Genomic DNA, 21,396 nt, shown 5'->3' on the forward strand with positions numbered 1-21,396 from the left:
TTATCTTTTGTTAAGTATTGATTAATAAAGGATCAGGTAATCTTAATAAAACTGGTTGAGCTAGAAAGAATTAGCTATATTTTTAATTGTTAAAATGGGAAGAAAACAATGAAATTAAAATCACTTACAATCGCAATCGCGTTAGCTGCAACTAGCGCATCAGCATTTGCAGCAGAAAAAACTGAAGGTTTTTACATTGGTGTGTTCGGTGACTATTACGATGCATCTTGGAAAAATCTAAACATGCACCAAAACTTGGAAGTTAATGAATCTGCAAGTTGGGGTGCTGAAGTTGGCTACCGTTTCAGTGATTACTGGAGTGCACGTCTTGAGTATGCAGATATGGACTTTAATGCATTTCTTAAAAATCCGATTCCTAATGGTAATCGTAACGACGTAGAAGGCGAGCGTTTTGGTGTTGATGCACTTTACCACTTTGGTGGCGGCCCTTTCTATGGTTTATTTGGTATTAAAGAAGTAAAAGTAGCAACTGATAATACTTTCTTAAACGCAGGTGTTGGTTACCAGCACTTCATTACAGACGGTTTATTTGTTAACGCAGAAACATCTGTTTATCAAGGTCTTGACCGTGGTTATACCGATGTGAACGCTAAACTAGGTATTAACTACTTATTTGGTCAAAGCTCAGTAGCAGAAGAGCCAGTTCAACCAGCTCCAGAGCCAGTAATTGTTGAAGTTGCACCAGTAGACAGCGACAACGATAACATTCCTGATGTAGATGATCAGTGTCCTAATACACCAATGACTGATGCAGTTGATGGCACAGGTTGTACTTTATACGAAGATAAAGAAGTAACTGTAAGCTTATTAGTGACTTTCCCTAATAATACCTCTGCAGTATCTACACAGTACTTAAACGATATCGATAAAGTAGCTGAGTTCTTAAAAGAGTACCCAGATACAACTGTTCTTTTAGAAGGTCATACTTCTTCTGTAGGTAAAGCATCTTACAACAAGTGGTTATCTAAAAAACGTGCTGACGCAGTAGCTAAAAAATTAGTAGCTGATGGCGTAGCAGAAGACCGTATTACTACAGTTGGTCTAGGTGAAGAGCGTCTTAAAAATGAAGCGAACACTAAAGCAGCACACCAAGAAAACCGTCGTGTAGAAGCGCATATCAAAACGATTAAAAACGTTAAAGTTTTACGTTAATAAAATCGATTGAATTACAAAAACCCAGCTTTATGCTGGGTTTTTTTATGTCTACTAAAAACCCAAATTAAAAATAAATACTAATGATTCTTACTTAATAAACATTCATGGAAATTGATTTTACTTTATCTACTATTCATAATACTTATAGTCGGTATAATCAGTTGCTGAACTGGATAGATTTTCATCTACCCATAAAAGCTTTATAATTAAGCGTTAGAATACTATAAGTATTGGGTAACATTGCGCTTATGAAGCGCTACCGAATACTTTCACGTCACCAAGAGGGCAATATTGTGCTACAAGAATATCGTAAACACGTAGAAGAACGTGCCGCGTTAGGTATCGTACCAGCGCCATTAGATGCTCAGCAAACGGCTGATCTTATTGAATTAATCAAAACTCCACCGGCTGGTGAAGAAGAATTTATTCTCGACTTATTAGCTAATCGTGTACCGGCAGGTGTTGATGATGCAGCTTATATCAAAGCAGGATTTTTAGCGGCAGTTGCTAAAGGTGAAACTAATTCTCCACTACTTTCTAAAGAAAAAGCGGCAGAATTATTAGGTACTATGCTAGGCGGTTACAATATCGCACCTATGATAGACCTACTTGATGACGACACACTTGCACCTATCGTAGTTAAAGGCCTTTCAAACACATTATTAATGTTTGATGCATTTTACGATGTAGAAGAAAAAGCAAAAGCGGGTAACACATTCGCTAAGCAAATTATTGAGTCTTGGGCAAATGCAGAATGGTTTACTAATAAACCAGCTGTTGCTGAAAAGATTTCAGTTACTGTATTTAAAGTAACTGGCGAAACAAATACGGATGACTTGTCACCTGCACCAGATGCATGGTCTCGTCCAGATATTCCACTACATGCTTTAGCTATGCTAAAAATTGAACGTGATGGTATCACTCCTGACAAACCAGGCGAAGTAGGCCCAATCACCCAACTAGAAGAATTAAAAACTAAAGGCTTACCACTAGCTTACGTTGGTGATGTTGTTGGTACGGGTTCTTCACGTAAATCTGCAACTAACTCAGTGCTTTGGTTTATGGGCGATGATATTCCGTTTGTACCAAATAAGCGTGTTGGCGGTGTATGTCTAGGTAATAAAATTGCACCAATCTTCTTTAACACTATGGAAGATTCTGGTGCTTTACCAATTGAGCTAAATGTTGATGAACTTAACATGGGCGAGCAAATTGACATCTACCCATACGAAGGTGTTGTTAAGCAGCATGGTACTGATAAAGTAATCTCTAAGTTTGAACTTAAATCTGAAGTGATTTTAGATGAAGTTCGTGCTGGTGGTCGTATTCCACTAATCATTGGTCGTGGTTTAACAGACAAAGCACGTACATCACTTGGTTTAGGTGCTACTGATATATTTAAAGTACCAACAGCAACTGAAGTATCAGATAAAGGCTTTACACTAGCGCAAAAAATGGTTGGTAAAGCATGTAACGTTGCAGGTATTCGCCCAGGTCAATACTGTGAGCCTAAAATGACAACTGTTGGCTCGCAAGATACAACAGGTCCTATGACACGTGATGAGCTTAAAGATTTAGCCTGTTTAGGTTTCTCTGCAGACTTAACAATGCAGTCTTTCTGTCATACATCTGCATACCCAAAACCTATTGATGTAAACACGCATCACACGCTTCCTGATTTCATCATGAACCGTGGCGGCGTTTCACTTCGCCCAGGTGACGGTATTATTCACTCATGGTTAAACCGTATGTTATTACCAGATACCGTAGGTACTGGTGGTGATTCGCATACACGTTTCCCATTAGGTATTTCATTCCCAGCGGGTTCGGGTGCAGTAGCATTCGCAGCAGCAACAGGTGTTATGCCTCTTGATATGCCTGAGTCAATTTTGGTTCGTTTTAAAGGCGAAATGCAACCAGGTATCACACTACGTGACCTTGTTCATGCAATCCCTTACTACGGTATCAAGCAAGGCTTATTAACAGTTGAGAAAAAAGGTAAAATCAACGAGTTTTCTGGTCGCGTACTAGAAATTGAAGGCGTTGAGCACCTAACTGTTGAGCAAGCGTTTGAATTATCAGATGCATCTGCTGAGCGTTCAGCTGCAGGTTGTACGGTTAAGCTTTCAAAAGAGTCTATTTCTGAATACCTAGAATCAAACATTGTTATGCTTAAGTGGATGATCTCTGAAGGTTATGGCGATGTACGTACGATTGAACGTCGTATTAATGCAATGCAAGACTGGTTAGCTAATCCTGAGCTTATGGAAGCAGATAAAGATGCTGAATACGCTCACGTAGTTGAAATCGACTTAGCTGAGATTAAAGAGCCAGTTCTTTGTGCTCCAAATGATCCAGATGACGCGCGTCTACTTTCTGATGTTGCTGGCGAGAAAATTGATGAAGTATTCATCGGTTCTTGTATGACTAACATTGGTCACTTCCGCGCGGCTGGTAAGTTACTAGATGGCTTTAAAGGTCAACTACCTACTCAGCTTTGGGTTGCTCCACCTACTAAGATGGACAAAGACCAACTAATTGAAGAAGGCTACTATGGCATCTTTGGTCGTGTTGGCGCACGTATAGAAACTCCAGGTTGTTCATTATGTATGGGTAACCAAGCACGTGTTGCTGATAAAGCAACGGTAGTGTCTACCTCTACACGTAACTTCCCTAACCGTTTAGGTAATGGCGCAAATGTATTTTTAGCATCATCTGAACTTGCTGCAGTTGCGGCAATTATCGGTAGATTGCCAACTGCTGCTGAGTATCAAGAATATGCAGCGAAGATCAATGCAACAGCGTCAGATACATATCGCTACTTGAACTTCCATCGCATGCCTGCTTACACTAAAAAAGCAGACAACGTGATTATTCAACAAGCAGTATAATTTTTACAGCTTATTTAAAAACCCGCTTTTGCGGGTTTTTTATTGGCTAAAATAAATTTTAGATAGTTAATGTTGTTTTTTTGCATTTATTGTATTAATTTTGGTGGTTAATTGTTTTGAAGTTAAATAATAAAGCAATAAATCCTCTTTGCATGCATTAAAATCCCCGCAATATTATAATTACTATAGCAGGATTTTTATGACCGCTTTAAACCCCCAGAATTTACTGCAGCTGCGTTTTATTAACCAAACAAATATTGATTTGGTTAAGCCTTCTTTTGATAACCTGCCAACTAATCCTTATGCAGATGGTGCTTTTCGTAAACGCCGTTACTCTGTAGTTAAACTACAAAATGGTGAGCTAAAGCTACAAGCAACAAAAGCATTTGTACAAGATGATGCAATTAATACCTTTCAGGGTAATGTTGAGCGTAGCTACGAAGATTTAGAGCAAAGCCTACTTGAGTCAGCGGGCATGAAAAGTATTGTGAATGAGTTTCGTCAAATTACCGGGATTGATGAAGAACGTGATATCGAAATTCATCAATTTCGTATGTTAGCGATTGATAGTGATACGCCTGCGGCGCCAGAAGGCGTGCACCAAGATGGTTTTGATCATGTGTGTGTATGTGGTGTATCGCATGAAAACTTAGAGGGCGGTGAGTTGCTTGTATACGAAAACAAGCAAGCCGATCCCTGTTTTAAAATGGCCATAAAAGACGGTATGTTTGCAGTTATTAACGACCGTCAAGTGTGGCATAACGCCACTCCAATGAATAAACTTGATGCCAGTAAACCAGGTTACCTGGATTGCTTTGTATTAACGTCTTAAGGAATGAGCATGAATATAACGCAATTACGTGAGCAATTTCCGGCATTAATGCAAAGCGTTAATGGTAACTCTCCCGTGTTTTTAGACGGCCCCGGTGGCTCGCAAGTACCGCAATCGGTACTTAACGCTATGACTGCTTATTTGGGTTATTACAACTCAAATTTAGGCGGAGCATTTTTCTCAAGCGATAAAACCGTTGAGCTAATGGCAAGTGCGCGCCAAGCAGCTGCCGATTTACTCAATGCGCCCAGCTCACAACAAATTGTATTTGGTCCGAATATGACCAGCTTAACGTTTAGCTTTAGCCGCGCAATTTCACGTAACTGGCAAGCGGATGATGAGATTATTGTCACTAACGCGGATCACTTTTCTAACGTTTCGTCGTGGCAACAAGCAGCTGAAGATAAAGGTGTTAAAGTTAATACTGCGCTTATTAACGAAGCCGACTGCACACTCAATATGGCGCAGTTCGAGAGTTTACTAAACAGTAATACTAAGCTAGTAGCGGTAACTTACGCCTCTAATACCACAGGTTCAATTAACAATATTAAACGTATTGTAGAGCTTGCTCACAACGTAGGTGCGCTGGTATATGTTGACGCAGTACATTATGCACCGCACGAACTTGTAGATGTACAAGCGCTTGATTGCGACTTTTTAGCCTGCTCTGCGTACAAGTTTTTTGGCCCGCATTTAGGTATGGTTTATGGCAAAAAAGAGCACCTTGAAGGATTTACCCCGTACAAAGTTGAGCCAGCTAAAGACGTAGCGCCAGGTCGCTGGGAAACCGGCACACAAAGTTTTGAAGCCATGGCTGGTTTTATAGCGGCGGTTGATTACATTGCAGCAATTAGCGAGCTTGACGACAGCCATTCGCGTCGTGAAAAGTTAAATGTTGCCTTTGCTAAAACCAAGCAACACGAAATGGCGCTGAGTGAATACTTTTTAACGCGCTTAGTTAATTACCCGCGTATTAAGCTGTTTGGTATAGATGACTTAGATCGTTTAAATGAGCGTACGCCCACTTTTGCGTTAACGTTTGAAGATTTAGAGCCGCGCGCTGTATCTGAATTTTTAGGTAAGCAACATATTTGTGTATGGGATGGCAACTTTTACGCACAAGGTTTGTGTGAGCAACTCGGCGTACTTGATAAAGGTGGCGTAGTGCGCATTGGTTGCATGCACTACAACACCACCGCAGAGCTTGATCAGTTATTTAATTTGTTTGATGAGCTACTAGGTTAATATACATAAAAAAGGTGCGCTAGCTCTTTGGCGCACCGTATATTTGCTCTGCGCGGTTAAACAGTACCCACGAGGTTAAAATATACTTATCGTTAGATACTGGTTTATTGCCACGGTGAGTGTGAGTAAAGTAGCCGGGCGCTATTACCATGGTGCCTTTTTTAGGCGCAATTTTACGCTTTTGATAATAAAACTCCGTTTCCCCACCTTGCTCAACATCGTTTAAATAAAACATAAACAGCAATACTCTATGTAGCGCCTCGTTATGATTTAACTGCGGATAAACTTCGCTGTGCCAATACGGGTAACCGCCTTTATTTACTTGGTATTTTTGCGCCTGAATATTACCTAGCCTAAAAATTTGCTGCACTAATAAGGGCAGTTGTGGTTTACCCACTTCATCAAAGTTTGCGTGTGTTAAGTCAACAGGTTCGCCGTTTTTAGGGTGATATACTTTTAGTCCAAAGGCACCAATCATAATAAAAATATGTTCTTCAATGTATTTAAAAACATACTGTGCAGTGGTTTGTTGAATGTGTTTTAATTGCTCAACGTATTCCGGATGATTGTTTAAGTGCAAGTCGTGGCTATCTTTTTTATTTAAATCGATACCGCCAGATGTCATCCCTTGTTTTATATGCGGGCTTTGAGAAAAGGTAGTGATAAAGTTATCACAAAAGTCATTGCTGAGCGCGTTATCGTATACGCGAATAAAGTCCGTCATAGTTTACCTTTATATAATTATTATTGGATTATTATGTTTATTGAAAAAGTGATGCCGCGCTTTAGTGAAACAGATGCGCTAGGACATATTAACAATACCGTACTCCCTGTATGGTTTGAAGCTTCGCGTGCGCCTATTTTTAGGTTTTTTACCCCAGATTTAAACCCACATGACTGGAAGCTAATTATTGCTAAAGTTGAAGTGTCGTTTGTTGGCGAGTTATTTTATGGCCATGAAGTAACCATTAAAACCTCAGTAGAGCATGTAGGTACCAGCTCGTTTGTATTGCGCCAAGAAGCCCACCAACAAGGTAAGTGTTGTGCAGTTGGTAAAACGGTATTGGTACGTTACGATTTTGCAGCGAAAGCAAAGCAATCGCTTTCAGTATCTGAAAAAACGTCACTTAATGCGCATTTAGCTCTAACTAGTTAGTTTGGTAAATGTTTACAGCGGTATTGAGCCATTATAGTTTTGAATATACTGGCTCAGCGCCGTTATTTGCTCAGCATTAAAACGTAAACCTAACTTACTACGACGCCACAATACATCCTCGGCGCAGCGAGCCCACTCGCTATTAACTAAATAATTTACTTCAGTGGCGTATAAACCATGGCCAAAATGCTGGCCTAAATCAGCTACGCTTTGGGCATCTGTAAGTAGGGTATAAGTGCCTGTACCATAACTGCGTATAAAACGATTTAAAATAAACTCAGGCAACCATGCATACTTTGCCTGTAGTTGTTGCTGTAATACTACCTTTGATGAAAAGTCGCCACCGGGTAGTGGAGTGTTTTTCGTCCATGCTTGGCCCATATGCGGATAAAAGCTGGCGAGTTCGTTTACTGCATTTTCAGCGAGCTTGCGATAAGTGGTAATTTTTCCACCAAATACACTTAGCAGTGGTGCCTGGTTATTATTGCTCGATAATATCAGTTTGTAGTCGCGAGTAACGGCTTGTGCGTCGCATGAGTTATCATCTAGTAAGGGGCGTACACCACTAAAGGTATGCACTATGTCGTTATGAGTAAGTTGTTTTTTAAAGTAATTATTAGGGGCTGTTGATCTTTGTAGTACATATATCAATCAGCCCACATTGGTAGCCACATCATAGTAAATGCTAAAGCGAGCATTGAATGATAATTTCGTTCAAGCTTTTCATACCGTGTGGCTATCCCTCTATATTGCTTAATACGGCCAAATGCATTCTCAACCAAGTGCCGATATTTGTACATGCACCAGTCAATATCCTCATTGCCTACTAAACTGTTACCCTTACGTGGAATAACGGGTGTAGCGTTATTATCACGCACAAATGTTCTCAGTTTTTCACTGTCGTAGCCTTTATCTGCGACAACCATATTACTTGTTGAGCAATTAGCTACGAGTGACTCTGCATGGACGATATCATGCGTATTTCCACAGGATAATTCATAATAAACAGGCAACCCTCCGCTATCGACTGCAAGATGAATTTTCGTAGAGTTTCCACCTCGACTCTTTCCAATTGATTCATTGTCAGCGGTTCTTGCACCGCAACTATGTTGATGAGCTCTGACAATACTGCCATCAATGAAGACCCAATCCATGTCCGCATCACGAGATAATGCGCGAAATAGTTCATTCAAAATCCCTTTTTTGGACCATAAATTAAACCGTCTGTAGATAGTACTCCAACGGCCAAAATAAGAAGGTAAATCTCGCCATGGAATACCTGTGCGCATCTTATACAGTATGCCTTCGAGCGTTTTTCTATGGTCGGGCTTATTATAAATTCGACCACTTAAGTACATTACTTTTGATAAGACATTCCATGTCCCGTCTGTTAACATTAATCTTGGCATGTAGGTTCGGTGTAAAGTTTTCTGGCGAATTCAATTATACCTTATCTTCATGCTGTTTGTTTTTCATACCGCAAAGATCAACACGCCCTAGTAATGCCAATTAAGTAATCGACTTCTTCATCGCTAATTTTTACATCTGCTATATTGCCGCTGTATTCTTCATCTGTAGTGCCAATCAGTGAATAGTCATCTTCAAATGGGGTAACAAAAATAATACGCTGATCTTTATTTTGTAAAATATAGGCCTGCGGCTCAGTGTGAATACGCGGCACAATAATATGGCTGCCTTTAACTAAGCGAATATTATGTGGCGATGGGCCAGTAATTACTTCATCAAAAAGCGATGCAACCCAAGGGCCCGCTGCATTTACAACGCCTTTAGCAACTATAGAGCATTGCTTTTTGCTGTCTTGTTGCTCTAAGATCACACTCCAATTATTATGACTGCGGACTGCTTTAATACAGCGCGTGCGGGTTAAAATGGTTGCCCCTTTTTGCTGTGCTGCCAACGCATTTAAAATAACTAACCTCGAATCATCAACCCAGCCATCAGCGTATTCAAAACCGCGGGTAATAGTCTTGTTCAATATACTATCGCAGGTAAATTTAATTGATTTTGATGCGGGTAAAGTAATGCGTTTGGCAAGATGGTCGTATATAAATAACCCAATTCTAATCATCCAGTAAGGGCGTAAATGTGCTTGATGTGGCAGGCTAAAAGATAGCGGCCACATAATATGTGGGGCATTTTTTAATAACACTTCGCGCTCTTTAAGTGCCTCTTTTACTAGCCTAAATTGGTAATGCTCTAAATAGCGTAGCCCACCATGAATAAGTTTACTGCTACTTGATGAGGTAGCAGAGGCTAAATCATTTTGCTCACACAGTAATACTTTTAAGCCTCTACCGGCGGCGTCAGCCGCAATACCAGTGCCATTAACGCCACCGCCAATAACCAGTAAGTCATATTCATTATCGAGTGATTTCACTGAATACCTCTTTATTAATTTAAGCGATGGCATATCAATAGCCAATAACACTATCGCATTAGCAGTCGTCTTTTGTCGCGTTATTTGAAAGCGTGACCTGTGCTATACAGTGCTGCCATTTTGCGTATAAATCGTTACGTTCATCTATGTTCATGGTTGGCTCAAAACGACGGTCGCATTGCCACATAGTAGCTAATTGCTCCGTTGACTGATAAACCCCAGTTTGCAGCCCTGCTAAATAGGCAACTCCCAGAGAAGTTGTTTCTGTTAGCGCTGGGCGTTCCACACTGGCGCCTAAAATATTAGCTAAAAACTGCATGGCCCAATTGTTTTTTGCCATGCCACCGTCCACGCGCAAAATACTTGGACGCAGGCCATCACCTTCCATGGCTTTTTGTAAATCTTTGGTTTGATAGCCAACAGACTGCAGCGCCGCTGCTACTATAGTGCTAATGCCCGAATCACGGGTTAAACCTAAAATAGCACCACGGGCATTGGCATCCCAGTATGGGGCGCCTAAACCGGTAAACGAAGGCACTAAAAATACGCCGTGATCCAGTGGCACGTCTTTGACCATAGCTTCGCTGTCGCCAGCATGTTCAAGTAGCTTTAAGCCCTCAACAATCCATTGCATAGTGGCACCCGCCATAAAAATACTGCCCTCTATAGCGTAGGTCACTCTACCATTGAGCCTGTAAGCCACAGTAGTTAATAAGCGGTTATTAGAGGTGAGGGCTTTATCGCCCGTATTAAGCATTAAAAAACAGCCCGTTCCGTAGGTGCTTTTAGCCATGCCTTCTTTAAAGCAAGCTTGGCCGATTAATGCGGCTTGCTGATCCCCCGCCATGGCGCAAATTTTAATCGGTGCACCAAAAAGTTCACTGCTGGTACTGCCAAACTCGGCTGCGCTGTCCATCACTTCTGGAAGCATAGAGTGTGGAATATTAAACTGCGTTAGTAACTCTTCATCCCAACATTGCTGATGTATATTAAATAATAGTGTACGTGAGGCGTTGGTGGCATCAGTACGGTGCACTTTACCAGCAGTTAAATGCCACAGTAAATAACTGTCAACTGTACCAAATGCTAGCTCACCGGCTTGCGCTTGTTGCTGTGCACCGGCAACATTATCTAAAATCCAGCGAATTTTAGTGGCTGAAAAATACGGATCTAATAATAGTCCGCTTTTATCGCTAATTTTTTTACTGAGTTTATCGCTACGTATTTGCTCGCAATACTCGCTGGTACGGCGATCTTGCCACACAATGGCATTATAAATTGGTTGGCCAGTCTTTTTATTCCATACTAAAGTGGTTTCGCGCTGATTAGTGATACCAATGGCAATAACCTGCTCGGCTGTAACCTGGTTATTAGCCAGTACTGTTTTACAGGTACTTAGTACGGTTTGTAAAATATCGTTAGGGTCGTGCTCAACCCAGCCATTATTGGGAAAGTGCTGCGGGAATGTTTGCTGAGCAGTATCAACTACCTTGGCATCTTTGGTAAATAAAATAGCCCGAGAGCTGGTAGTTCCTTGATCAATCGAGAGTATGTATTTAGACATAAGCTTAACGTTATTTATCTTAGATACAGATAGCTTGTCTGCAAGTTAAATTAATAGCAATGCTTTTTAAATATTTGGAAGGGCTGTTATAGCTATACCGTTGCAATTTATGCCAAGGGTGGGTGGCAGCGTATATGAGGGAAAGGTTAAAGAGCCCATAAGTCAGAGGGCTCTTAAATACAATGGCTATAAATTGCGCTTAGCTGGCTTTTAACAGCTGTTGATGTAACCAATCTTTCAATACCACACGGTCATGTTTTAATTGCAGCATTGCTTCGTCATCAATAGGCGCGTCTTGCAGCTCTAAGGTACGAATTTCTTTATCAAGCGCATTATATTTTTTGGCTTTATCTGCAAACTCTGGATCATTGCTATTGAGTTTTTTAATGGTACTTAAGTGCTCAGGAAAGTCTTGAGTTAATGAATGATCTTCGCCTAACATAGGTACTCCTTAACGGTGCGTGTAATAAATGTGTTTTAAAAATAACACGCTTAGGGTTTAGTTAAATTCAGATTGCATGGGTATTTATGTACGCCATAATATTAGAGCTGGGGGTTGCTTGAGTATAAATCAACATAGAGCCGTTATTAATTATTATTACGGAAATACTTATATATCACTATACAAAGCACTGACACTCAAAGATGCTTAAGTTAGAATACAAAATGCAACAACTCCTCGCAAACAATAACTACTTTGAGTGCTTTATTACATGCTTTTAATGATCGACAATTACGACTCGTTTACCTATAACTTGGTACAGTACTTTCAGCGTTTAGATCAAGAGGTGCTGGTTAAACGCAACGACCAAATAACGCTTAGCCAAATTAAGCAGTTAAACCCACAACACATTGTAATATCACCTGGTCCTAAAAGCCCAAGCGAAGCGGGTATTTCACTAAGTATTGTTGAGCAATTAAAAGGGCAGTATCCTATTTTAGGAATTTGCTTAGGGCATCAAACTATTGCTCAAGCCCTAGGAGCCAAGGTCGTGCGTGCTAAAAAAGTAATGCACGGTAAAACATCGCCAATTTACCATAGTGATCAAGGAGTATTTAAAGGCTTAGCTAAGCCTTTAACGGTATGTCGGTATCATTCTTTAATTGTTGAGGCGCAGTCGCTGCCTAAAGAGTTGCAAGTAACAGCCTGGACCCAAACCCACCAAGGTGAGTTTGACGAAATTATGGGATTATTACATACAGACTTGGCACTTGAAGGTGTACAATTTCATCCGGAAGCTATTTTAACTGAGCAAGGTTTAGCGTTACTTGATAACTTTTTAACTCGCTTCTAAGCTTATAGTATTAAGTAAATATCATTACATTAAAGACAGAGAGCCATGACCGAAATAGTGCAGCAACCGCGTATTGTTAAAATGCTTAATCAACGAGCACATGATTTGCTGCTTGGTCATAACTTTGCTCATCAACAAATTGGCTTTATTCATACGCTAGAAATGGACTATGGCGAACCACTAAAGCAACGCACATTACTTGAAGTAGAGGTTGCCGCTCAGCAAAAGCGCAAGCTAAAAAGTACCGCGCATCATAAATATCGTGCAGCAGCGAGCGAGCAACTGCATAAAGCAATAGAAAAAATGATGTCTGAGCAGCTTAGCGATATAGACAGTGTTATTCAAAACACCATAGGTGTAGAGGATAACGTATGTGCCATGTTAGATATTTTAGCCACAAAAAGTGCATCGGTTGGGCGTTTAGAGCCCTTAGTTAACGACCTAAGCTGGCTTGGCAGAGAGTTAGTTACTTTAGTAAACTTGCCTTATTATCGTAATCAGCGCAGCAAAAATACCGCTGTGAAAGTAGATAGCCCCGCTTTAGCGCTGCGTTATATTGGCCTAGATAACTTACAGCTAGTAGTGCCAACTTTTGCAGTGCGCCATTGGATGCCTTATAGCACAGAGCCTTTTTCGTTACTAAAAAGGCGCTTAAAAGAAAGCGCCATGGCGAATGCTATTGCGGCACAAAAAATTGCTGAAGTTAACGAAGTTAACCCAAGCCATGCCTTTACTTTAGGAATGTTATTAAACGTGGGGCAAATAGCCTTAGTGCGTTTATATTTAAAAGTGTTTGAGCAAATTTGGCAGCGAAAAGTGCAGTTTGCTCGCACCACAGCTAATAAAGACTTACATACTGCATTGCTGGAGCTAAAACCAGACCCTTTATTTTTAACCACCTTACTGAGCGAACAGTCGTTGGCTATTAGCGCTAAAATAATTGAAAAAATGGCCTTTAAGTATTTGCCGTTTAATAGCGTCATGCAGCAACTTGTTAATGGGGTAGAAAAAGGCGATACAGCGCTGCCTTTAACGCAGGTAATGTTAAAAGCACGATGTTACTCTCAGTACTTAACGCTAAAACAGCATCAGCTAGTTGAACCGGATGAAACGCTTAGTTGGTTTTCGTACTTTAAGTTCACCAAAAAAGAGCTAAAAGCACTCCAAGCAAGCAATTTTAATAATCTTGCTATTCAAATTGATTAAATTTGTTAATTTTTTTGCGACTATCCATTCACTTTTTATTATCTCTTTTCAATACATTTCCCCGTTTAAAGTGAGGCGCGCTCGTTGTTCAGGCGCTTTATTGGCTAAAAACGAGCTGCATAAAGCAAGCAAATAGTTATTCACTATCTATGAAATTATATCTCAAGCCCTTTATTATCAAGGGTTACATGAAAGTTTTTGAAGAGACATAATCAATGTTTTCTGAAATAATAAGCGTCTGAAAATTGAACCACACAGCCCTTTTTATGCAAATATCGCTATACTGAGTTTGCTAAAAAACACATATGCTACAGGTTACCACACAGCTATTTACGGCTTTGTGATGTACACAATTAAGAGGAAATAAAATGACAGTCAATCGCGAATTATTTGATCACGTAATGGTTCCTAACTACGCACCTTCAAGCGTAATTCCAGTTCGAGGCGAAGGCTCTCGCGTATGGGATCAACAAGGTCGAGAGTTTATCGACTTTGCTGGTGGTATTGCCGTTAACTGTCTTGGCCATTGTCACCCTGCATTAGTAGGCGCATTAAAAGAGCAAGGCGAAAAGCTTTGGCATCTATCAAATGTAATGACCAACGAGCCAGCATTACGCTTAGCTAAAAAAATGGTTGATGCAACCTTTGCCGAAAAAGTTTACTTTGCCAACTCAGGCGCAGAAGCAAACGAAGCAGCACTTAAATTAGCGCGTCGTTTTGCCCTTGATCAATTTGGCGCAGAAAAGTCACAAATCATCGCATTCAACAAAGGTTTCCACGGCCGTACATTCTTTACCGTAACTGTTGGTGGCCAAGCGGCATACTCAGATGGTTTTGGTCCTAAGCCAGGCGACATTGTACATTGTGATTACAACGACCTAGCTGCATTTGAAGCACTTATTAGCGACAAAACATGTGCCGTTATGATGGAGCCACTTCAAGGCGAAGGCGGTATTGTTTCGCCAACTGACGAATTTGCACAAGGCGTTCGTGATTTATGTACTAAACATAATGCACTGCTTATTTTTGATGAAGTGCAAACAGGTGTTGGCCGTACAGGTAATTTATACGCATACCAAGGTTTAAACGTTGTTCCTGACATTTTAACTACGGCTAAAGCATTGGGCGGCGGCTTTCCTATTGGCGCTATGATCACCACAACTGAAATTGCACAGCATCTTAAAGTAGGTACGCATGGTTCTACTTATGGTGGTAACCCATTAGCGTGTGCCGTTGCCGAAGCAGCATTCGATACTGTAAATACTCCAGAAGTACTTGCTGGTGTAACAGCAAAAGCAGCATTATTTAACCAACTACTAACTGCAATTAACGATAAATACCACGTGTTTAGCGAAATTCGCGGCCAAGGTTTATTAATTGGTGCAGTAGTAAGCGAGCAATACAAAGGTCGTGCAAAAGAGTTTTTAGTGGCAGGTACTGAGCACGGTCTTATGTCATTAGTTGCCGGTGCTGACGTGGTTCGTTTTACACCATCATTAGTTATCCCAGAAGCCGACATTCGCGAAGGTATGGCACGCTTTGAAAAAGCAGTAGCCAGTGTTGTAAGCGCTTAATAGCCAAACAATATCTATTAAGGGCAAACTTAGTTTGCCCTCTAATTTTAATTTACCGTTATATTATAAGGGAGTAAGCGGGTTTATGATGATCCTTCGCCCAATCCAACAAAGTGACTACCCTGCATTAGTGAAAATAGCCCACGAATCGGGTCATGGCTTTACTTCTTTACCTAATAATGAAAAGTTATTGCAAAAGAAAATAGATCATTCGGTTAGCTCATTTGCAAAAGCTGCCACCGAGCCGGGCGACGAAGGTTATTTATTTGTACTAGAGGACACCGAAACCGGTGAAGTAGTTGGCACCTCAGGTATAGAAGCCGCTGTTGGCTTAGATGATGCATTTTATCACTATCATTTAAGTAAAGTGATTCATTCCTCACGCACTCTAAACGTATATAAAGCAGTTGATATTTTAACGCTTTGTAACGACTACACCGGCGCTACAGAGCTATGTACATTATTTTTGAAAGACGCATACCGTAAAAACTGTAACGGTAAATTACTTTCAAAATCGCGTTTTATGTTTATTAAACAGCATCAGCAGCGCTTTGCACAAACCGTCATTGCAGAAATGCGCGGTGTGTCTGACGACAACGGCAGCAGCCCATTTTGGCAATGGCTAGAAGAGCACTTTTTCTCAATGGACTTTCCAACTGCCGACTATTTAACAGGCATAGGTCAAAAAGTATTTATTGCTGAATTAATGCCTAAGTACCCAATTTACGTTAATTTGCTCAGCAAAAATGCGCAAGCTGTTATTGGTAAAGTACACGACAACACACGGCCAGCAATTGAGCTATTAAAAAGTGAAGGTTTTACCTTTAATGGGTATGTCGATATTTTTGATGCCGGCCCCACAGTTGAAGCAAAAGTAGATAACATTGCCACCATTCGCAATGCTAAACACTTTAAAGTTGAAATAGGTGAACCAAGTGGCGACACCATGGTGTTATTAGCCAACGAACAGCTTACAGATTTTAGAGCAACTGTAGTACCTATGACGTTTGATGAGCGCATGAGCAGCATAGTAATAACGCAACAAGTAGCCGATGCACTGTATTTACAAGCGGGCGATAGCGTAAGCGCAACCACGATTTAATTTAGGAGAAAGTACAATGACTCATCCTGCACAATTTATTAATGGTCAATGGTCAGAAGGCCAAGGAACCGAATTTAGTTCAGTAAACCCGGCCAATAACAATGTTATTTTCCAAGCAAACTCAGCAACTGCAGAGCAAGTAGATGCCGCAGTTAGCGCAGCGCGCGAAGCATTTTATGCTTGGGCTGATAAAACATTTGCTGAACGTTTAGAAATAGTTAAAGCATTCGCAGCGCAGTTAAAAGAAAACAGCGAAGAGCTAGCCATTACTATTGCTCAAGAAACAGGTAAGCCACTGTGGGAAACTCGCACTGAAGCGGGTGCTATGGTTGGTAAAATTGCCATTTCTGAAAAAGCATTTTTAGAGCGCACTGGCGACGTAGAAAACGCAATGCCACTAGGGCGTGCAATGATCCGCCACAAACCACACGGTGTTGTAGCAGTATTTGGTCCGTATAACTTTCCGGGGCATTTACCTAATGGCCACATAGTGCCAGCGCTTTTAGCCGGTAACACGGTTATATTTAAACCGTCTGAGCTTACGCCTAAAGTGGCCGAGCTTACGCTTAAACTGTGGGAAAAAGCAGGTTTACCAGCGGGTGTAATTAACCTTGTACAAGGTGAAGTAGCAACGGGTAAAGCACTTGCTGCTCACAAAGGTATTGATGGCTTATTCTTTACGGGTTCTTCGCGCACAGGTCATATTTTACATGAACAGTTTGCGGGTCAGCCGGGTAAAATTTTAGCGCTTGAAATGGGTGGCAATAACCCACTTATTATTACCGACGTTGAAGATACTAAAGCAGTAGTGCACGATATTATTCAATCTGCGTTTATCTCAAGTGGCCAGCGTTGTACCTGTGCACGTAAATTGTTTTTACCAACAGGTAGCAAAGGTGATGTAATACTGGAGCGTTTAATTACCGCAACTAAAGCGATTAAAGTAGGTAACTATGACGATGCAGATCAGCCATTTATGGGCTCAATGATCTCATCAGCTGCCGCTGCCGGTATGATTAAAGCGCAAAGCGAACTGGTTGAGCTTGGCGCTCAAGTATTAGTAGAGCTTGAGCATACAGCTAATACTGGTTTTGTAACGCCAGGTATTATTGAGTGTACAAATATTAGTGACTTCCCAGATGAAGAGCATTTTGGACCACTTTTAAAAGTATTCCGCTTTGACGATTTTGACCAAGCAATTGATAAAGCCAACGATACAAGCTTTGGTTTATCAGCTGGTTTACTTAGCGACAGTGCAGCCGACTACGAGCACTTTTTACGCCGTATTCGCGCCGGTATTGTTAACTGGAACCGCCCAATTACTGGTGCATCAAGTGCTGCACCGTTTGGTGGTATTGGCGCATCGGGTAATCACAGAGCCAGCGCGTATTACGCTGCAGATTACTGTGCATACCCAGTAGCATCAGTAGAGCTTGAAAAAGTTGCTATGCCAGCGACATTAAGCCCAGGCTTAAAAATAGACTAAAATTACTACTAAATAATTATAAAAGCAGCTTCGGCTGCTTTTTTTGTATTAGCTATGTCACTAAGCTAGTAATTATTACTGCTTTCTGCTTAAATTACTGAATTAATTATTTTTAAGGTATACGTATAATGGTTTTAAATAGGCAAGGGTACGACGATTTAATTATGTACCTAACTCAAAACTTAGCTTTATTTGAGAAGCCGGGTGAAATAAAACCAGGTGCTCCTACGATTATGGAATTAATCGAAGATGTGATTGCACAAAACGTAATGCTCATATGTCAGCAGCACACAGAGCTCACTACAGAGCAGCGTAGCCAAATTGTACGTGAAGTCGATGGCATAGTTTACGATTTACAAGAAGTCCTCAGTAGCATCACCTCGCGGCCTGTTACGGTAGAGCAACACGCGTTTATTGATGAGTTTGGTGGTTTGGTTAAAAACCTATTTGATAACGCAGTTTCTTAGCTTTCAACCCTTCTATACTTTCCGGTAGCACGCTTTAAATGCGCTGACGGTTTAACCACCCTTGCATAAATTTAAGTGCCTTGATCAAGCTCATTTATATTATTGCTGAGCGCTCACTTATTAAAGCTGATTGGTATACAATCAAGAAAATAATTTTTGAGGTATAACAATGCAAGCAAATGTAAAATGGGTTGAAGGTAATACCTTTATTGGTCGCTCTAATTCAAATCATAATGTTGTATTTGATGGCGGTAGCGACAGTGCTGCACCAAGCCCTATGGAAATGGTATTAATGTCAATCGGCTGTTGTTCATCGGTTGATGTAGTGAGCATTTTAAAAAAAGCAAAACAAGATTTTAGCAACGTAGAAGTACAGTTAACGGCAGAGCGCGCCGAAACTGCCCCACGAGTATTTACCAAAGTTAATTTACACTTTGTGGCAACGGGCAATAATGTGTCTGAAAAGCACCTTGCACGCGCTGTTTCACTCTCTGCTGAAAAGTATTGCTCGGTTGCATTAATGCTTGATAAAACAGTAAAAATTACGCATAGCCACGAAGTTGTGCAAGATCAAGTAAAATAACGCTTTTTCCATGAGTAAAATTCGTATAAAATCCGCGAACTTTTATTCTGCTAGAGCAGATTTCACTAATTTATAGGTTGGTTTATTATGAACAAACCCTTCGATAAACTTAAACTCCATGGTTTTAATAATTTAACTAAAAGTTTAAGCTTTAGTATTTACGACATTTGCTATGCAAAGACCGAGCAACAACGTAAAGAATATATTGAATATATCGATGAGCAGTACAGTGCAGATAGACTAACCGACATTTTAGGTGAAGTTGTTGATATTATAGGTGCTAACATTTTAAATGTAGCGCGCCAAGATTACGAACCGCAAGGTGCAAGCGTAACTATTTTGGTTTCAGAAGAGCCGGTAGAAGAGCAGCAAAATTACGATGCTGACGAAGCGCCAGGCCCATTACCAGATTCAGTGGTTGCTCATTTAGATAAAAGCCATATTTGTGTACACACGTACCCAGAAGCTCACCCTGATGACGGTATTTGTACTTTTCGCGCCGATATTGAAGTGTCAACTTGTGGTATAATATCGCCACTTAAAGCGTTAAACTTCCTTATTCATAGCCTAGAGTCAGACGTAGTAACAATTGACTACCGCGTACGTGGTTTTACCCGCGACATAAACGGCGTTAAACACTACATTGACCATGCAATTAGCTCAATTCAAAACTTCATGACAGAAGATACCAAAGAAGCGTACCAAATGATGGACGTGAACGTGTATCAAGAAAACCTGTTCCACACCAAAATGATGTTAAAAGAGACTGATTTAAATACCTATTTATTCGGCCTTTCTACGGATGATTTGTCAGATGAAGAAGAGGAAGAAATTCGCTCTAAACTGACCCGTGAAATGCAAGAAATATTCTATGGCCGTAACTTGCCAGACCTAGATTAAATAGCAAAATATAGTCAATAAAAATGGCGCTCAATGAGCGCCATTTTTTTGTGTTAAAAAACTATAAAAAGCTTATAGCTAGTATATTTAGTATTATTTAAGCATGCTGTAAAGCAAAGCCATTACTGCCATTGAGCCAACCGCTAATATAAATAAGGTGCTTAAACGATTACGATGCTTGTGCAATGCCGGTACTTTATACACAGCAATCATGGGCATAATAAATAAAATCATCGCAATGATAGGGCCAGATAACTGATCCATCATATCGAGTATGCTTGGGTTTTTAACCGCGCAAAACCAAATAGCAAAGAACATTAGTACAGCACCTACCTTATCGGCAACTTTAGCGCTTATGTTCGATTGCTTAGTCACCAAGCCAGTAAAGCTTTCGCGTGCACCCAAAAAGTGCCCTAAAAATGACGACATAATCGCAATAAACGCCACCAATGGGCCAAGCGTAGCAATAAACGAATTGTCAGTAATGTTGGCAAGGTACGATAAAACCGACACATTCGCCGCTTTTGCCGCCGCCATTTGCTCGCCAGTTAGTGACAACACACACGAAAACACAAACAGCAATACAAAGGTAATTAACAGCAAGCTGGTACGCTTTAATATCGCCTCAGACTTAGCAACCGCTTTATTACCATAATGACCGCGTTGTACGTTAACAAAGCTCGAAATAGCCGCTGCGTGGCTAAACGAAAACACAATAATAGGAATCGACAACCACAATGTTTTACCAAAACTACCCACTTCTGGCAGCGCCATATTCGGCATTTGCCAACTAGGGATTAAATACAAGGATAAAAAAAACAATATGCCCACAAGCGGATAAACTAAAATAGCAAAAGCGCGAAGCATCAGCTTTTCGCCGCCCATCATTAAGCCAATCATACCTGCAACCAATACACCAGAAAGCAACACCCGCGATGGCGACTCCATGCCAAGCTGGTTCACCATAAAGCTGTCTACGGTATTGGTTAAACCGACACCGTAAATAAGTAAAATCGGAAAAATAGATAAAAAGTACAGCAAAGAGATTAACCGACCCGCGGTCACCCCAAAATGCTCCTCTACTACATCGGTAAAGTCAGCATCTTTATTTTTTGACGACAGCACAAACCGCGCTAAACCGCGGTGCGCTAAAAAGGTCATTGGAAAGGCCAAGCACGCCATAATAATTAACGGCCAAAAACCGCCAATACCAATATTAATAGGTAAAAATAAAATACCGGCACCAACGGCGGTACCAAATAGGCTTAACGTCCACTGTGTGTCGTGTAAAGTCCAAGAAGACTGTTTTGCTGTAGATGCATTAAAATGCGTAGCATCTTGAGAAGGGGGCATAAGCTCACCAGATTTTTTTAGAATAATAATGACGGCAAAGCATATAGTTTTTACTTAATGATTTCATTCGATAAACTAGCTTAATATTCGGTTATTTGTAGCGTACCAGTTACGCCTGTAATTAATTTGCAACAGCGTTATAAAAGTGAGCAGAGAATGGCAGTGGCT

18 protein-coding genes and 2 pseudogenes are annotated in these 21,396 nt (G+C 40.7%); 13 read left to right on the top strand and 7 right to left on the bottom strand.

From position 1 onward, the window contains the following. Window positions 1-108: 108 nt before the first annotated feature. The 4 genes from I6E78_RS10125 to I6E78_RS10140 all read left to right on the top strand — a co-directional run bounded on the left by I6E78_RS10125 (window position 109) and on the right by I6E78_RS10140 (window position 6,144). Window positions 109-1,173, top strand: a complete 1,065-nt coding sequence (locus tag I6E78_RS10125; protein WP_197182406.1) for an OmpA family protein — start codon at window positions 109-111, stop codon at window positions 1,171-1,173. A gap of 296 nt (window positions 1,174-1,469) precedes the next feature. Next, complete coding sequence (gene acnB / locus I6E78_RS10130) at window positions 1,470-4,067, top strand: bifunctional aconitate hydratase 2/2-methylisocitrate dehydratase (RefSeq protein ID WP_058374483.1); 2,598 nt, start codon at window positions 1,470-1,472, stop codon at window positions 4,065-4,067. 199 nt (window positions 4,068-4,266) lie between these two features. Further along, window positions 4,267-4,899, top strand: a complete 633-nt coding sequence (locus tag I6E78_RS10135) for a 2OG-Fe dioxygenase family protein (protein WP_197182407.1) — start codon at window positions 4,267-4,269, stop codon at window positions 4,897-4,899. A 9-nt stretch (window positions 4,900-4,908) separates the two neighbouring features. Then, entirely contained in the window at window positions 4,909-6,144 is a 1,236-nt protein-coding gene (locus I6E78_RS10140) for a cysteine desulfurase-like protein (RefSeq protein ID WP_197182408.1), read from the top strand. A 19-nt stretch (window positions 6,145-6,163) separates the two neighbouring features. On the opposite strand, the gene I6E78_RS10145 is transcribed toward I6E78_RS10140, so the two are convergent. Further along, window positions 6,164-6,868: a 2OG-Fe(II) oxygenase gene (locus I6E78_RS10145; protein ID WP_197182409.1), complete on the bottom strand. Its 705-nt coding sequence runs from the start codon at window positions 6,866-6,868 to the stop codon at window positions 6,164-6,166. Between the two features lie 33 nt (window positions 6,869-6,901). On the opposite strand from I6E78_RS10145, the gene I6E78_RS10150 reads away from it, so the two are divergent. Further along, entirely contained in the window at window positions 6,902-7,300 is a 399-nt protein-coding gene (locus I6E78_RS10150; RefSeq protein ID WP_058372342.1) for an acyl-CoA thioesterase, read from the top strand. Between the two features lie 12 nt (window positions 7,301-7,312). On the opposite strand, the pseudogene I6E78_RS10155 reads toward I6E78_RS10150, so the two are convergent. The 5 genes and pseudogenes from I6E78_RS10155 to I6E78_RS10175 all read right to left on the bottom strand — a co-directional run. Beyond that, a pseudogene (locus I6E78_RS10155) lies at window positions 7,313-7,918 on the bottom strand (glycerol-3-phosphate dehydrogenase C-terminal domain-containing protein); the annotation flags it as partial. A 29-nt stretch (window positions 7,919-7,947) separates the two neighbouring features. After that, entirely contained in the window at window positions 7,948-8,709 is a 762-nt protein-coding gene (locus tag I6E78_RS10160; RefSeq protein WP_197182410.1) for an IS5 family transposase, read from the bottom strand. Window positions 8,710-8,798: 89 nt separating this feature from the next. Next, window positions 8,799-9,698: pseudogene (gene glpD / locus I6E78_RS10165) on the bottom strand (glycerol-3-phosphate dehydrogenase); the annotation flags it as partial. A 58-nt stretch (window positions 9,699-9,756) separates the two neighbouring features. Beyond that, window positions 9,757-11,262, bottom strand: coding sequence for a glycerol kinase GlpK (gene glpK / locus I6E78_RS10170; protein WP_197182411.1), 1,506 nt, complete (start codon window positions 11,260-11,262; stop codon window positions 9,757-9,759). Window positions 11,263-11,461: 199 nt separating this feature from the next. Further along, window positions 11,462-11,704 (bottom strand): YdcH family protein, encoded by a 243-nt coding sequence (locus I6E78_RS10175; protein WP_058372345.1) that lies wholly within the window; start codon window positions 11,702-11,704, stop codon window positions 11,462-11,464. Window positions 11,705-11,975: 271 nt separating this feature from the next. Between I6E78_RS10175 and I6E78_RS10180 the strand changes: the two genes are divergently transcribed. The 8 genes from I6E78_RS10180 to speD all read left to right on the top strand — a co-directional run bounded on the left by I6E78_RS10180 (window position 11,976) and on the right by speD (window position 19,875). Next, complete coding sequence (locus I6E78_RS10180; protein ID WP_197182412.1) at window positions 11,976-12,557, top strand: anthranilate synthase component II; 582 nt, start codon at window positions 11,976-11,978, stop codon at window positions 12,555-12,557. 45 nt (window positions 12,558-12,602) lie between these two features. Then, window positions 12,603-13,763, top strand: coding sequence for an HDOD domain-containing protein (locus I6E78_RS10185; RefSeq protein WP_197182413.1), 1,161 nt, complete (start codon window positions 12,603-12,605; stop codon window positions 13,761-13,763). Between the two features lie 368 nt (window positions 13,764-14,131). Further along, entirely contained in the window at window positions 14,132-15,337 is a 1,206-nt protein-coding gene (locus I6E78_RS10190; RefSeq protein ID WP_058372347.1) for an aspartate aminotransferase family protein, read from the top strand. 85 nt (window positions 15,338-15,422) lie between these two features. After that, window positions 15,423-16,439 (top strand): arginine N-succinyltransferase, encoded by a 1,017-nt coding sequence (gene astA / locus I6E78_RS10195; RefSeq protein ID WP_197182414.1) that lies wholly within the window; start codon window positions 15,423-15,425, stop codon window positions 16,437-16,439. Between the two features lie 16 nt (window positions 16,440-16,455). Continuing rightward, on the top strand, window positions 16,456-17,925 hold the full coding sequence (gene astD, locus I6E78_RS10200; RefSeq protein ID WP_197182415.1) for a succinylglutamate-semialdehyde dehydrogenase: 1,470 nt from the start codon (window positions 16,456-16,458) through the stop codon (window positions 17,923-17,925). Window positions 17,926-18,053: 128 nt separating this feature from the next. Further along, the gene (locus I6E78_RS10205; protein ID WP_197182416.1) at window positions 18,054-18,392 is read left to right on the top strand and encodes a DUF3802 family protein; all 339 of its coding nucleotides are present in this window, start codon (window positions 18,054-18,056) and stop codon (window positions 18,390-18,392) included. A 169-nt stretch (window positions 18,393-18,561) separates the two neighbouring features. After that, on the top strand, window positions 18,562-18,975 hold the full coding sequence (locus I6E78_RS10210) for an OsmC family protein (protein ID WP_011326916.1): 414 nt from the start codon (window positions 18,562-18,564) through the stop codon (window positions 18,973-18,975). 87 nt (window positions 18,976-19,062) lie between these two features. Next, a complete protein-coding gene (speD, locus tag I6E78_RS10215) occupies window positions 19,063-19,875 on the top strand; it encodes an adenosylmethionine decarboxylase (protein ID WP_011326917.1) in 813 nt (270 codons plus the stop codon). Between the two features lie 93 nt (window positions 19,876-19,968). Here speD and I6E78_RS10220 read toward each other — a convergent pair whose 3' ends face one another. After that, window positions 19,969-21,228, bottom strand: a complete 1,260-nt coding sequence (locus I6E78_RS10220; RefSeq protein WP_011326918.1) for an aromatic amino acid transport family protein — start codon at window positions 21,226-21,228, stop codon at window positions 19,969-19,971. Between the last annotated feature and the right edge of the window lie 168 nt (window positions 21,229-21,396).

The organism is Pseudoalteromonas sp. NZS127, assembly GCF_015864805.1.
Lineage (GTDB): Bacteria > Pseudomonadota > Gammaproteobacteria > Enterobacterales > Alteromonadaceae > Pseudoalteromonas > Pseudoalteromonas nigrifaciens.

Coding starts and splice junctions, on each gene's coding strand:
- I6E78_RS10125 (WP_197182406.1), top strand. CDS start 109: ATGAAATTAAAATCACTTACAATCGCAATCGCGTTAGCTGCAACTAGC.
- I6E78_RS10135 (WP_197182407.1), top strand. CDS start 4,267: ATGACCGCTTTAAACCCCCAGAATTTACTGCAGCTGCGTTTTATTAAC.
- I6E78_RS10140 (WP_197182408.1), top strand. CDS start 4,909: ATGAATATAACGCAATTACGTGAGCAATTTCCGGCATTAATGCAAAGC.
- I6E78_RS10145 (WP_197182409.1), bottom strand. CDS start 6,868: ATGACGGACTTTATTCGCGTATACGATAACGCGCTCAGCAATGACTTT.
- I6E78_RS10150 (WP_058372342.1), top strand. CDS start 6,902: ATGTTTATTGAAAAAGTGATGCCGCGCTTTAGTGAAACAGATGCGCTA.
- I6E78_RS10160 (WP_197182410.1), bottom strand. CDS start 8,709: ATGCCAAGATTAATGTTAACAGACGGGACATGGAATGTCTTATCAAAA.
- glpK (WP_197182411.1), bottom strand. CDS start 11,262: ATGTCTAAATACATACTCTCGATTGATCAAGGAACTACCAGCTCTCGG.
- I6E78_RS10175 (WP_058372345.1), bottom strand. CDS start 11,704: ATGTTAGGCGAAGATCATTCATTAACTCAAGACTTTCCTGAGCACTTA.
- I6E78_RS10180 (WP_197182412.1), top strand. CDS start 11,976: ATGCTTTTAATGATCGACAATTACGACTCGTTTACCTATAACTTGGTA.
- I6E78_RS10185 (WP_197182413.1), top strand. CDS start 12,603: ATGACCGAAATAGTGCAGCAACCGCGTATTGTTAAAATGCTTAATCAA.
- I6E78_RS10190 (WP_058372347.1), top strand. CDS start 14,132: ATGACAGTCAATCGCGAATTATTTGATCACGTAATGGTTCCTAACTAC.
- astA (WP_197182414.1), top strand. CDS start 15,423: ATGATGATCCTTCGCCCAATCCAACAAAGTGACTACCCTGCATTAGTG.
- astD (WP_197182415.1), top strand. CDS start 16,456: ATGACTCATCCTGCACAATTTATTAATGGTCAATGGTCAGAAGGCCAA.
- I6E78_RS10205 (WP_197182416.1), top strand. CDS start 18,054: ATGGTTTTAAATAGGCAAGGGTACGACGATTTAATTATGTACCTAACT.
- I6E78_RS10210 (WP_011326916.1), top strand. CDS start 18,562: ATGCAAGCAAATGTAAAATGGGTTGAAGGTAATACCTTTATTGGTCGC.
- speD (WP_011326917.1), top strand. CDS start 19,063: ATGAACAAACCCTTCGATAAACTTAAACTCCATGGTTTTAATAATTTA.
- I6E78_RS10220 (WP_011326918.1), bottom strand. CDS start 21,228: ATGCCCCCTTCTCAAGATGCTACGCATTTTAATGCATCTACAGCAAAA.